Raw genomic sequence first — 13,845 nt, forward strand, 5'->3', positions numbered from 1 at the left:
TGCCCGATCTGAGCGTTAGAAGCAACCGAAATGGCATCCTGAAAGGCACCAACCTCATGGCATCACGCAAAGTTCTGGTCACCGGGTCGGCCGGTTTCGTCGGATATCACCTGTCCAAACTACTGCTGGCCGAAGGCTTTCGGGTGCATGGATATGACGGGATGACGGACTACTATGACGTGACGCTGAAACAGCACCGCCATCAGATGCTTTTGCAAAACGCGGGTTTTTCGATGACCGAAGGGATGCTGGAAGACCAGGCGTTGTTCGACGAGGTCGCCGACGGCTTCGCTCCTGATGTGATCGTCCATCTCGCGGCCCAAGCCGGCGTTCGTTACAGCCTCGAGAACCCCCGCGCCTATCTGGACAGCAATGTCATCGGCACGTTCAACGTGATGGAGGCCGCGCGGCGGCACAAGGTCGACCACCTGCTGATGGCCTCGACCAGTTCGGTCTATGGTGCAAACACCGACATGCCGTTCATCGAAACGGAAAAAGCCGACACCCAGCTGACCATTTATGCCGCCACCAAGAAGGCCAATGAAAGCATGGCGCACAGCTATGCCCATCTGTGGGATTTGCCGACAACGATGTTCCGGTTTTTTACCGTCTATGGCCCGTGGGGACGCCCCGACATGGCGCTGTTCAAGTTCACGAAAGGCATCATCGACGGCACCCCCATCGACATTTACAACAATGGCGAGATGTTCCGCGACTTTACCTATGTAGAAGATCTGGTGCGCGGCATCCGCCTGTTGATCGACGCCGTGCCCGTGCGACCCGACAGCCCCGATGACATCGAAGATGGCGACAGCCTGTCGCCCGCCGCACCCTATCGCGTGGTGAACCTTGGCAATTCCGATAAGGTGCGCCTGTTGGATTTCGTCGATGCGATCGAGGATGCCTTGGGTCGCAAAGCCCAGCGCAACTATATGGAGATGCAGATGGGCGATGTTCCGGCCACATGGGCGGATGCAACGCTGTTGAAGCGGCTGACAGGCTATCGCCCCGCCACCGATTTTCGCGAAGGGGTCAACAGCTTCGTCGCGTGGTATCGAAACTATTACAAGGTCTGATACCCCGTGTGTGCGGAGCAAGAATACATGCCTTGTCGCATTTTACCTCTCTAGGTTGAGTTTTAACTTTCTTTTAACGGAATTCTACGCAATGCTACACTCGCAATGGTTGTGTTGTGGTTGGATAACGGACGCATTGGGCGATGAAAGACTTTCCGGACCTGGGACAGATCGCGGTGATCGGGCTGGGCTATGTCGGCCTACCGCTGGCGGTCGAGTTCGGCAAGAAGCGGCCAGTTATCGGATTTGACATCGACGCTGCCCGCGTTTGTGACTTGCAATCCGGCATCGACCGCACGGAAGAAGTAACAACGAACGACCTGTCCTATGCGCGCCATCTGACTTTCAGCAACAACCCGGACGCGCTGGCGAAGGCCAACATCTTCATCGTAACCGTGCCCACCCCCATCGACGCCCATAACCGACCCGATCTGACACCCCTGCGACGCGCCAGCGAAACCGTGGGCCGCGCGTTGTCCCAAGGCGATATCGTCATTTACGAAAGCACCGTCTATCCCGGAGCGACGGAAGAGGTCTGTGTGCCGATCCTAGAAGCGACCTCGGGCCTGACCTTCAACCGCGATTTCTTCGTGGGCTACAGCCCCGAGCGGATCAACCCCGGCGACCGCGACCACCGCTTGCCGTCGATCGTGAAGGTCACGTCTGGGTCTAGCCCCGAAGCCGCCGACCGCGTCGACGCGCTTTATGCCGGGATCATCACGGCAGGCACCTACAAGGCCGAAAGCATCCGCGTGGCCGAAGCCGCCAAGGTGATCGAGAACACCCAGCGCGATCTGAACATCAGCCTGGTGAACGAGCTTGCGATCATCTTCAACCGGCTGGGCATCGACACGGGTGCCGTACTGAAGGCAGCGGGCACCAAGTGGAACTTCCTGCCGTTCCAGCCGGGGCTGGTCGGCGGTCACTGCATCGGCGTGGACCCCTATTACCTGACCCACAAGGCAGAGGAAATTGGCTATCACCCGCAGGTGATCCTATCGGGCCGCCGGATCAATGACGGCATGGGCGCCTATGTCGCCGGGCAAATGATCAAGTCGATGATGCGCAAGGGGATCAATGTCGCCAAATCGCGGGTGCTGATCCTTGGGCTGACCTTCAAGGAAAACTGCCCCGACCTGCGCAACACGCGCGTCGTTGATATTCTGGAAGAGCTGCGCGACTACGGCGTCCGGGTGGACATCCACGACCCACTTGCCGACCCGGACACGGCGCGCACTGAATATGGCATCGACCTGACCGACACGCCGCAATCGCACCGCTATGACGGGGTAATGCTGACCGTGCCGCACTGCGCCTATCTGAATCGCCCGCCGGGCTGGATCCACCGTTATGCCAAGAACCTGTCGGTGATCTATGACATCAAATCCGCCCTGCCGCGGGAAATGGCGGATCTGCGGTTGTGAAAAGGCGGACCCTTGGCAAGCTCTGGTCGCTTCTGACCCCACGCGAACGCAGGCGCGGCACGCTGGTGCTCGGCCTTGCGCTGGTGATGGCGGTGTTCGAGGTGATCGGCGTCGCCTCGGTCTTTCCATTCTTTCTGGCGCTGTCTGACCCCAGCCTTGTTCAGACGAACTCCTACCTGTCCGCCACCTATCAATGGGGCGGGTTCACCGATCACCACAGTTTCCTGCTCGCACTGGCGCTTGTCACCTTCGCTTTCCTTGTCAGCGGCGCGCTGATCCGCAGCGCAGGGGAATATGCGATGACCCGGTTTGTGCAGATGCGTCGCCACAGCCTTGGCACAAGGCTGATCACCCGCTATCTGCGCCAGCCTTACGCATTCTTTCTGGGACGCCACACGGGCGAGATGGCCAAGAATATCCTGTCTGAGGTCGAGCAAGTCACCATGTTCGCTCTGGCTCCGGTGCTGCGATTGACCACATCCCTTGTGACGCTGGTGGCCATGCTGGCCTTTCTGATCGTCATGGACCCCATTATTGCGCTCGCGGCCATGGCCATTCTGGGCACCGCCTATGCGCTGATCTTCCTGACCATCCGCCGCCTTGTCACCCGCAACAGCGCCCGCCGCGTGGCCGCGGATGAGGCACGATACACCATCGCGCGCGAAGCGTTGGGCGGCATCAAGGACATCCGTATCCTTGGGAAAGAAGACGCCTATATCCGACATTTCCGCGCCCCATCTATCGAGGTGTCGCGGATGCAGGCCGCCAACCTCGTGCTGGGCCAAGTGCCGAAATACCTGGTCGAGGCGATTGGTTTTGGCGGCATGTTGCTTCTGTGCGTCGCCCTGCTGGCAACCCTCGGCCCCAACGCCAGCACCGCCGCGATCCTGCCGAAACTTGGCGTCTATGCCTTTGCGGGCTACCGGATGTTGCCATCCGTGCAGGGCATTTACCGCGCAATGGTCGAGCTTCGCTTCGGCGCGGGTGCGGTGGATGTTCTGTTTGACGACATGCAGGGCTTGTCGGATGCCACAATCGGCACCGCGGATGTGCAGCCGATGCGCCTGACCACGGCGCTGGAGGTGAGGAATGTCAGCTACTCCTACGACAGCTGCGCGCGCAGTATATCCGATCTGTCCCTAACCATTCCAGCGGGCGCGTCCATCGGGATCGTCGGCGGCACAGGGGCGGGAAAGACGACGCTGATCGACCTTTTGCTGGGGCTTCTTTCCCCGCAATCCGGGCGGATCAGTGTCGATGGTACACCAATTACCGCGGCAAACGTGACGGGCTGGCACGCCGCCATCGGTTATGTGCCGCAGTCGATCTTTCTGGCCGACACCAGCATCGCCGAGAACATCGCCCTTGGCACGCCCCGCGCGCAGATCGACATGAAACGCATCGCGGAATATGCCCGCATGGCGCAACTGGATCATTTTGTCGAAACGCAACTGCCAAACGGCTATGACACCACCATCGGCGAAAGCGGTGTGCGGCTGTCTGGCGGACAACGCCAGCGCATCGGCATCGCCCGCGCCCTGTATCACAACCCCGACATCCTTGTGTTTGACGAGGCGACAAGCGCGCTTGACACCACAACAGAACGCGAAGTGATGAAGGCGATTGCGGGGCTTCGGGGGCAGAAAACCATCGTGATGATCGCCCACCGAATCTCGACCGTCGAGGGCTGCGATCAGATCATCGTGCTGGAACATGGGCGCATCGTGGCCCAGGGAAGCTATGCCCAGCTGATCGCGCAACATGACGGGTTTCGCGCGCTGGCGGGGGTGGCGGCATGAAGCACGCTTATCCGCTGCAATCTGACAATACACTGGCCTTCGTGCTGCCCGACATTCGGGGCGGCGGGGCGGAGCGTGTGATGCTGACGCTGGCCACCGAGCTTGCGCAGTTCGGCTATGCCCCCCACCTGATCCTTGCCCGCGCAGGTGGCGCGTTGATGGCAGATGCCCAGCGCGCAGGCTTTTCCATCACCGACCTAAACGCCGACCGTCTGCGGGGGGTCGCAGCCCCGTTGCGACATTGGCTGCGCGAAAACCAACCCGCGGCCCTGATCCCGGCGATGTGGCCCCTGACCAGCATCGCGGTCTGGGCGGCGCGCGGGACGGGTGTGCCGGTCATCACCACTGATCACGCGACGCTATCAGATCAATACGCGCACAAAGGCGCGCTGCACTGGCTTGCGCTGCGGGCCAGCATCCGCGCGACCTATCCAAGGGCGCGAGCCAATGTCTCGGTCTCGGCCGGGTCTGCCCGCGATCTGGAGCGTTTGGGGCGTCTGCCCGCCAACCGCGTCAAGGTCATCCACAATCCGGTGACGCGCCCCGATCCCAACACGGGTCGCGCCGTCTGGCCCGCAAATGCGCGGCACCGGATATTGGCCGTGGGCTCTCTGCGCTGGCAGAAAGATTTTCCGACCCTTCTGCGGGCGTTTCGTCTGCTGCTGGTTCAAGGTTGCGACGGCGAGCTTGTCATTCTTGGCGACGGGCCGGATCGCAAGGCGTTGTCGGCGATGTTGCAACCGCTGGGCCTGATCGACCGGGTAACGATGCCCGGGTTCACACCAGATACCGGCACCTATTACGCAAGTGCCGATCTGTTCGCACTTAGTTCACGCAGCGAGGGCTTTGCCAATGTGATCGTCGAGGCGTTGTCGCACGGCCTACCCGTGGTCGCGACCGACTGTCCGCATGGTCCTTCCGAAATTCTGGACACCAGCGACATCGGCAGCTTGGTCCCCGTCGGGGACGCCGCCGCCCTTGCCGCCGCGATGGACGCCGCCCTGCGTGCGCCGCCCAGCCCTGACGCCGCTCTCAGACGCGCATCCGATTTCCGCCCGGGCGTCGCGGCGGTCAAGTTCCTCTCACTCCTCCCGCAACCCCAGTTATCAGAATCAATGAGGCAAGCATGAACGGCATCCGTTCGATCTTCGTTACCAATAACGGACTGTCTGATCATATCGGCACCGCCCAAGTGCTGCCCTATCTTGAGGGGCTGGCTGCCCGAGGCCATCAAATCGCCTGCCTGTCTGTCGAACATCCGACCCGACAGGAAGAGTTCGCCACCAGGATCGCGCCGCGGCTGGAACGTGCGGGGATCGAGCACAGCCCGATTCTGCGTCACACCCTGCCGCTGGCAGGCAAGCTGGAACGTTTCGCCATCCCGGGACTGATGCAAAGCCGTCTGGAAAAGCTGATCGAGACCTTTCAGCCCGACCTGATCCATTGCCGCAGCTACATGCCGCTGGGCGCTGTGCTGCCAGTCAGCCTGCGACGCGGCCTGCCCTTCGTATTCGACATGCGCGGCTTCTGGGTGGACGAACGCTGCGAGGCGGGTATCTGGCAGGGGCCGGTGGGCCGCAGCATCGCTCGCCACTTCCGCAAACTCGAAACCCGCGCTATCAGCAAGGCAAGCGCCATTGTCGCCTTGACACATGATGCAAAATCCATTGTCGCGGCGCGGCGCCCATCGGCCGGATTGGCGACAAGTGTCGTGCCTTGCAGTGTCGACCAGTCAAAGTTTCTTCCCGACAAAGCCCTGCGAGCCAGCACACGACGAGAGCTTGGTTACTCGACTAAAGATGTGGTGCTGGTGCATCTTGGATCAGCCGGGCCGCTTTACCAGATGGGCACCACATATCGCCTGCTGGCCGCGCTTCAGGCGCAGGACATGCAGGCGCGGCTGTTGCTGGTTGGCGATCATTCCATCGATCAGCATGTGCAGGCAGCCCGCGGTTATGGCGTCACGCTGGACCCGGCGCACCTGACGTGTAAGCGCGTGCCGCATGATGACGTGCCAGCGCTTCTGAATGCTGCCGATATCGGCCTGTCCTTCCGTATCGCCAGCAAGTCCAGCCTCGGCGTTTCGGCCACCAAGGTGGGCGAATACCTGTCCTGCGGTCTGCCAGTGATCAGCAACACAGGGATCGGAGACATCAACGATATTCTCCCAGACCGAAGTTTTGGCCTGGTGCTGGCCCGTCACGACTCACCCGCGATTGAACACGCTGCCCGGACGATCGCCTCTGCACCATTCGCTCCACGCTCGGTCATTCGCACCCATGCAACAGGGCGGTTCTCGCTTGAGCGAGCTTGCGAAGCCTATGACGCGCTCTATCGCACGTTCGGAATGGAAAGGCAGGCTGCATGACCCAGATCGATCGGATCCTTGCCGTCGACGTCTGCGGCACTTTGTACGACACCAACACCACCGCTGGATTGGTCACGTTTCACCACGCCCGCCGGGGGAACCGACGGCGGTTCAACATGCTGAAAGCACTGACACGCCGCCGATCGGTGCTGCGTCTGGGGCTGATCCTGATCGCTAAAACCAGCCGATTTGACGTCCATCGCGCGCTTGTTCTGGCCAGCTTGCGCGGCGAAACCCTGTCGTCGCTACAAGCGTCGGCGGGGCGGTATGTTTCCGATCACCTACCCGCGCGCGCCATATCAGTAACGCACGCGCGTTTGGCTCAGATGCGCACCGCTGGATGGCAACCGGTGCTTGTTTCGAACGCGCTTGCACCAGTGATCGAAGAAATTGCCCGGCAGTTGGATACCCCCTGCGTCGCTTCGCAACCAAAAGTGCGGGATGGTCGCCTGACGGGCCGTTTATCCCGTGATCTGACTGGTCAGAAGCGCGAAGCGGTCGAGGCATTCCTGAACCGCCCGCTTGATCAGGTGCGGTTTGCAGTGATCACCGACAACAGATCGGATTGCGATCTGGTTGCGGTAGCGAATCCTGCTGTGTTGGTCGCCGCACGCCAACCTCGCAAATGGATGAGGAATTGGGATGCCGAAATTCTGTGCCATTAGGATGCGCCACCTGATACTGCTTTTGCCATTTGGTTATGCGTTTGTCTCTCGCTATCACTGGCCACGCGACTTCATGGTCAACGCCTTGACGGCATGGGTGCCGGGAATAATCCTTGTGGCACTGCTGGGTGATCTGACCGTCAGCGATGCATTCATTTGCTATCTGATGAGCTATACCGCTTTCATCTGCATCTATGAACTGGGTTATCTGGCCAATGACACGATCGGCTTGCGCCACGATCCGACCCCGCGTCGGCGTGTCGACACTGATCACAGACCCGGTTTTATCATCTGTTTCGTCGCTCTGCGATTGGGCATTGGGTTGGCTGCCACTGTAGCAGTAGGGGTCGCAACCTCCGCCCTTTATTGGGCTTCTCTATCCACTCTTATTGCGACCTTGATCGCCCATAACACCCTGCGCGCGATCGAGTTGAAGTTCTATACGTTCCTGCAACTGTCCTTGCTCAGGTTCACTCTGCCTGTTCTGCCCGCTCTGCTTATCAACACCGACACAACGGCCATTCTGACAAGTTTTGCCACCGCGCTTTTGTTGTTCACCCTGCCAAGGTTTGTAACTTATTTGGACGCCAAAGGGCGCTTGATACTGCCGGAACGCAAAGCCCAAACCTATCACCTAAAGACCCAAGCTGCGGTTATACCGCTTGTCATACTTCTTTCAGTTCTGACCGATGAGATCGCACCGCTGATCTGTTTGATCTGGGGTGTGATCGTGCAACTTGTCTATGTTGCGCGCGGCAGGTTGCCATTGCGCGCTTTGGGCGTGACGCAGTCGTGATCTATGTCGCCCTTTTTATCGCGCTGATCCTGATGCGGGTTGTGCTGGCCAATCAGCCACGCTTAAGCAATCAAACCTATCTCATGGTGCTGGTGGCCCTGTTTCTGTTCGTCGCATTCAGACTTGACGTAGGGTGCGACTGGAATGGCTACCACCGCCATTTTTTGATCCAAATGGACCTTGGGTTTGCTGATGCGTTAGCCCAGCGCGAGCCGTTGTGGTGGGCACTGGTACAAGTCGTCGGAGGGTTGGGGCTTGCGTATCCGTGGCTGAATGTGACCGTGGCGGTGATCTTCTTTGCGGGCGTCCATGCGCTGGCGCGAAAACAGCCCGACCGGCTAGGCTTCCTGATCCTCCTCTACCCAGTCTTGATCCTTAACATGCCGATGTCCGGTATCCGGCAAGCCGCATCCATCGGGCTGATGTGCATGGCTTTTTCAGCATTCAGCAATGGGCGCACAGCGTGGTTCACCATGTGCACGTTGCTTGCCACGGGCTTTCATTCCAGCGCAGGTGTGTTCCTACTGCTAGCCCCCTTGGTTGGGTATGGTTCGATTAGGGCGCGATTGCTGGCAGCGTTCACGCTGGCCGTGCCGGGTGTTTATCTTCTGGCAACCGGAGACAGCGCACAGCTCGCCTTGTCACGCTATGTCAACACGGGTGTCGATGCCTATGGGGCGATGTATCGGGCCGCGCTTTTGACACTGACGGGCGTTCTATTTTTTCTGGTGCTTCGCCCCGCATGGCGCACACGTTTCCCGACTGATCATAGGATTGTTGTGCTGGGTGCGCTGATGATGCTGGCAACCGTACCGTTGATTAGCCTGTCCAGTGTGATCGCCGATCGTGTCGGCTATTTTCTGGTTCCGCTTCAAGCGATAATACTGGCGCGCATCCCATTTCTTGGCCTTGGGACAGTCGGCTCAGTGTTGGCTACCGCACCCTATGCAGTGCTGATGGTAATGCTAGCTGTCTGGACCAACTACTCGGCCCATTTCCACTATTGCTACATGCCCTATGACAGCTGGCTGTTTTCAATACCCAAGATTTATCAACTGCCAAACTGAGGTATCCTATGAGAGTTGTTTTAACCGTCAACGCCGCATGGAACGCCCTGAATTTTCGCCGCCCAGTGATCGAGGCTTTGCTGAACCAGGGCCACCACGTCACCATTCTGTCACCTCATGACGCCACTGTATCAGCGCTGCGCGCCATGGGATGTCAGGTGGTTGACTTGCAAATGGATGTGCAAGGGATGTCTCCCCGGCGTGATGCCAAACTGGCAGGCTGTCTTGCCGCCCATTTTGCAACACTCCGACCTGATGTCATCCTCAGCTACACCGTAAAGAACAACATCTTCGGCGCTGTGGCCGCAAAGCGTCTGGGCATCCCGTTTCTTCCCAATGTTTCAGGATTGGGGACGGGTTTCCTTTCAAGTGGCGCGCTTAGAATGGTGGTCGAGACTTTGTATCGCTTTGCCTTCCGGGGGCTTCCAATCTTGTTCTTTCAGAACCCTGATGATCGTGACCTGTTCATTCAACGACGGCTGATTGCACCTGTTCAGGCCCGTCTGCTGCCCGGCTCGGGCGTCGATCTCGACCAATTTTCCCCAAGGCTCCATCCCCCCGATAGTGGAACGGTTTTTTTGATGATATCGCGCCTATTGCGGGACAAAGGCGTGTTGGAATTTGTCGATGCCGCGCGCCAGATCAAAAGCATGCGTGATGATGTCCACTTCCAGATTCTAGGATCAATTGGCGCAGCGAACCGGTCGGCATTGGGGCCCGCACTGTTGAACGGTTGGATCAAAGAGGGTGTCATCGACCATTTGGGGGAACATGATGATGTGCGCCCCTTTATTGCACAGGCAGATTGTGTCGTCCTTCCATCTTATCGTGAAGGTGCACCCCGCACGCTGTTAGAGGCCGCCAGCATGGCGCGACCCCTGATCGCAACCGATGTGCCGGGTTGCCGACATGTCGTGGATAACGGGATCACCGGCCTGCTTTGCGCACCACGCGATGCCGAAGACTTGCGTCACACGATGGAGATATTTGCAGACCTGCCAACAAACACCCGCATGATGATGGGTGGTGCCGGACGTGAAAAAATGCTGCGGGAATACGATCAAAAAATCGTGGTTGATCGCTATCTGTCCGCAATTGCAGACCTTGTGCCCGATCTGTCCACCGCAACAGACACGCGGCTAAGCGCCTAGAGAGTACAACACGCCGCAAATCAGCAACACACCTTGACGGAAGCACTCTTGCAACAAACAACCTATGGTATTTTTATGTCACTCGTTTGCAATTTTGATATGAGTTAACCAATCACACCAATCCGCACACCATAGGGTGACACGCGACGGGGTTGGACGGACGGAGGACAACATGCACCACAGCGGAATGCGCGCGCTTCTTCTTGGCACAAGCCTTGTCTTGACGGGCTGTGGCGTTACCTATCACAGCCCGACCGTGCAAACACAGGCTGCTGGACTGGATGTGCAAGTGATGCGGATCACCGCAAGTTCGGTAAAGCAGGCCAACAGCGCGCCCTATGTGCCACGAAGTCTGCCAGAAGCGTTTCATGCAGTTGCCAGTGGCACCGGTTTGCGCGGTGCTGCTGCGCTGCCAGAAATTCCAGACGGCCCCACTCAAACGCGCGAAATGATTACCACCAAGCTGCCACCCCAACTTGCCACGCAACGTTACAGGATCGGTATTGGTGATGAGGTGATGCTTGTGACAAAAAGCTCGGCCAGCACGATCGAGGAACTTGGCGGACTGCTGAATGCACAAACTCAAAGGCAAGGCTTTACCGTGCGCGACAACGGGATGATTGCCCTGCCCGATATTGGACAGATCGCGATTGCCGGGAAAACACTGGAAGACGCCGAAGATGCCGTTTTCCAAGCCCTTGTGGCTAAAAACATCGACCCCGCCTTCAGCCTTGAGATCACGGAATTTAAATCGCAAAACGTGGCCATAGGCGGCAAGGTTGCCAAAGCAGGGTTGGTACCTTTGTCCTTAAAACCCCTACGTCTTGGTGATGCGCTGGCACAGGCGGGTGGGATTGTCGCCGAAGATAAGGACGCTACAGCAATACGTCTTTACCGCAACGGCACACTCTACCAGCTACCCGCTTCGGCCCTTCGATCTGACGCCGCAGCGCGCAACCTAACGCTGCAGGCGGACGATGCGATCTATGTGGATGAAAGCTATGACCTTGATCGGGCTCTGACGTTCTACGAGGCGCAGATCACGGCGATCGGCATGAAACGCAACGCGCGCCTGCAAGCCTTGTCCGAGTTGAGGTCTGAGATATCGGTCCAACGCGATGCCCTTGATGAACGGCGCGCCACTTTTAAAGCCCGCCGTGAACTTGGCGCCGAAACACGCGATTATGTCTATCTGGCTGGAGAGGTGGCCCAACAAGGTCGCGTTGCTCTCCCGTATGGGCGACAGGCCAGCCTTGCCGATGTGCTTTATGACGAAGGCGGGTTTGACACCAGAACCGGTGATCCGGCGCAAATCTATGTCATCCGTCCCGGCACAGGATCAAATGATACCAAGGTCACGGCTTGGCATCTGGACGCGACAAATGTAGTTAACATCACGCTTGCCACTCGTATGCAGATGCGCCCGAATGACATCGTCTTTATCGAAGAACAGCCGATCACCAAATGGTCGCGCGCCTTCGAACAGGCTTTCCCGATCCTGATCAACAAATCGGTCAACGGAGACAGCGGCGTGCCTTAGGTCGCGCCGTAATAACCTTCCCCATACGTCGTGTATGCAGGATTGGTATCCGCATAACCGTATCGCACCATCTCTGCAGATTTAACCTGCGACAGTACAAAACCGGTAACTGCGCAGTTCACCATTTCAAACTGCCGCAAGCCCTCGGCCACTTGCCCTCGGGTTGTCTTGTTCCACCCCACGATAAAAAGGATGGCATCTGCGTAGCGGGCAATCACACGCGCATCCGGCACAACCAGAACCGGGGGACTGTCGATAATGATCATGTCATAATCTGCGCGCGCCTCTTGGATAAGACGTTCAAAGCGGCTTGAGGCGAACAGATCAGCGGCACTCAGCCCTGTCTTTTCTCCAAAAAGAACATCCGCACCCAGCTGCGCATCATGTTGCACCGCATCTGACAAGGACACATCACCCGCCAAGAGCGACATAATCCCCGGCGCGGAAGGCCCGGGCACATAGTGTTCCAACGTACAGCGACGGATATCCCCTTCGATCAACAAAACACGTTTACCCAATCCGGCAAAGTTCTGCGTCAACGCCACCGCTTGTGTGGTCTTTCCTTCACCCGACACGGCCGATGCAATCAGAACCACTTGCGGCGGCTGTTCGACGTTTGACATCAAAAGCGAAGTGCGCAGATTTCGGATGGCTTCGGCGGTGGCGGCTGTCGGTTGGTTTGATAGAAACGGCACCAATGCGCTGCGGTCCGCAACCGGGATAATTGGGACTTGTCCCAGAACAGGTTTACCCGCTGCCGCTGCCAATTCATCTGCGGTTCTGAAACCGGAATGCACAAACTGCTTCGACAGGACGTAGACGCTTGCAATCACCATCCCAATAAGTGCACCGATCAGCATGATCAGCCCCTTTTGAGGTGATTGATATGTGCCAGCTGTCGCAGCAGACAGCACCCGCGCATCGGCCTGCTGCAGCCCGCGAACTGCGCTGGCCTCTTTCAATCGGGCCAGTAAAGTTTCATAGAGCACACGTGTCGCTTGCGCTTCGCGTTCTAGCTGTTGCAACGCGTTGACATCAGCACCTTGTGTCTGCACCGCCAGCTCAAGCTCCGAGATAGATCGTTCCAATGCAAGCTTTTGAAGCGCCACACGCTGTTGATCGTTGGTTTGTTCCGCTTGCTGTTGCACATCCTGCAACCGCGCCCGCGCCTCTTTCAGGCGCGCGTTTAAAATGGCCAGCCCCTCTGCCGAGGTCAGACCCATCTGCGTGCGCAACTGCGCGACCGCTGCTTCTTGCGCGATTAAATCATGCCGCAGAACACCCACACGATCTGACAACCAACTGACCGCATCATTTGCTGCTTGGAATTTTGCATCAATTTGATCTTGCAGATAGATAGCTGAAAGCGTGTTAGCCATCTTGGCAGCCTTGAAGCGATCTTCCGACTGTGCCGTAACTATGAAAATGCGTGTACTTCTTTGCACATACGCCGATAGTGCGCCTTGGACATTCGCGATCACCTGTTCCGCAGTTTCAGCATCATTGATCGTTGATGGATCAGAACGGGTTGCCGAAAAAATGGACCAACCGGGCCGCAAAGCCGTGTTGAATTCTGGGTCATTTTCCAAGGCCAACGCATCAACCATTTGCTGCACCAAGGCGCGTGACTGAATGATATGAAGCTGTGTGTTCATATCCGATACGTCTTGCGACGCTGGCTGCGAAGATGCATCCCCGGAAAAGACTGGATCGGGCGTCTGTGTCATGACCAACAAGGCCGTGGCCGCGAATTTCGGACGCGCGACACCAAATCCATAGACAGCCCCAAAGACCAGCCCCACAATACCCAATGTCGCGATCAATCGGCGACCGCGCCACAGCGCCTGCCCTACTCGCAGAAGATCTAACTCTTTGGCTGGAGCAAAATTATCCCGAAACGTCGAACCATGGGTACCCGGAAACCCTTGTCGTATGTTCATTCAAGGCCTCTTGGTTGGT

11 protein-coding genes are annotated in these 13,845 nt (G+C 58.1%); 10 read left to right on the plus strand and 1 reads right to left on the minus strand.

Features of this window, described 5'->3' with window-relative positions; translation table 11 throughout:
- The first annotated feature begins 56 nt into the window (after positions 1-56).
- The 10 genes from MWU51_RS12905 to MWU51_RS12950 all read left to right on the plus strand — a co-directional run bounded on the left by MWU51_RS12905 (position 57) and on the right by MWU51_RS12950 (position 11,886).
- Positions 57-1,076, plus strand: a complete 1,020-nt coding sequence (locus tag MWU51_RS12905) for an NAD-dependent epimerase/dehydratase family protein (protein WP_247037684.1) — start codon at positions 57-59, stop codon at positions 1,074-1,076.
- 143 nt (positions 1,077-1,219) lie between these two features.
- A complete protein-coding gene (gene tviB, locus MWU51_RS12910) occupies positions 1,220-2,500 on the plus strand; it encodes a Vi polysaccharide biosynthesis UDP-N-acetylglucosamine C-6 dehydrogenase TviB (RefSeq protein ID WP_247037686.1) in 1,281 nt (426 codons plus the stop codon).
- Complete coding sequence (locus MWU51_RS12915; RefSeq protein WP_247037688.1) at positions 2,497-4,299, plus strand: ABC transporter ATP-binding protein; 1,803 nt, start codon at positions 2,497-2,499, stop codon at positions 4,297-4,299. The genes tviB and MWU51_RS12915 overlap by 4 nt, the downstream gene beginning before the upstream one ends.
- Positions 4,296-5,429, plus strand: coding sequence for a glycosyltransferase (locus MWU51_RS12920; RefSeq protein WP_247037690.1), 1,134 nt, complete (start codon positions 4,296-4,298; stop codon positions 5,427-5,429). Before MWU51_RS12915 ends, MWU51_RS12920 begins: the two co-directional genes overlap by 4 nt.
- Entirely contained in the window at positions 5,426-6,667 is a 1,242-nt protein-coding gene (locus MWU51_RS12925; RefSeq protein WP_247037692.1) for a glycosyltransferase, read from the plus strand. The genes MWU51_RS12920 and MWU51_RS12925 overlap by 4 nt, the downstream gene beginning before the upstream one ends.
- On the plus strand, positions 6,664-7,332 hold the full coding sequence (locus MWU51_RS12930) for an HAD family hydrolase (protein WP_247037694.1): 669 nt from the start codon (positions 6,664-6,666) through the stop codon (positions 7,330-7,332). The genes MWU51_RS12925 and MWU51_RS12930 overlap by 4 nt, the downstream gene beginning before the upstream one ends.
- Positions 7,310-8,128 (plus strand): hypothetical protein, encoded by an 819-nt coding sequence (locus MWU51_RS12935; protein ID WP_247037696.1) that lies wholly within the window; start codon positions 7,310-7,312, stop codon positions 8,126-8,128. Before MWU51_RS12930 ends, MWU51_RS12935 begins: the two co-directional genes overlap by 23 nt.
- Complete coding sequence (locus MWU51_RS12940; RefSeq protein WP_247037698.1) at positions 8,125-9,195, plus strand: EpsG family protein; 1,071 nt, start codon at positions 8,125-8,127, stop codon at positions 9,193-9,195. The genes MWU51_RS12935 and MWU51_RS12940 overlap by 4 nt, the downstream gene beginning before the upstream one ends.
- 8 nt (positions 9,196-9,203) lie before the next feature.
- Positions 9,204-10,346, plus strand: coding sequence for a glycosyltransferase family 4 protein (locus MWU51_RS12945; protein ID WP_247037700.1), 1,143 nt, complete (start codon positions 9,204-9,206; stop codon positions 10,344-10,346).
- Between the two features lie 172 nt (positions 10,347-10,518).
- Positions 10,519-11,886: a polysaccharide biosynthesis/export family protein gene (locus tag MWU51_RS12950; RefSeq protein WP_247037702.1), complete on the plus strand. Its 1,368-nt coding sequence runs from the start codon at positions 10,519-10,521 to the stop codon at positions 11,884-11,886.
- Here MWU51_RS12950 and MWU51_RS12955 read toward each other — a convergent pair.
- Positions 11,883-13,826 (minus strand): polysaccharide biosynthesis tyrosine autokinase, encoded by a 1,944-nt coding sequence (locus MWU51_RS12955; protein ID WP_247037704.1) that lies wholly within the window; start codon positions 13,824-13,826, stop codon positions 11,883-11,885. The two genes, MWU51_RS12950 and MWU51_RS12955, sit on opposite strands and share 4 nt — an antisense overlap.
- Positions 13,827-13,845: the final 19 nt, after the last annotated feature.

It is taken from the genome of Aliiroseovarius sp. F47248L (assembly GCF_023016085.1).
Classification (GTDB): Bacteria; Pseudomonadota; Alphaproteobacteria; order Rhodobacterales; family Rhodobacteraceae; genus Aliiroseovarius.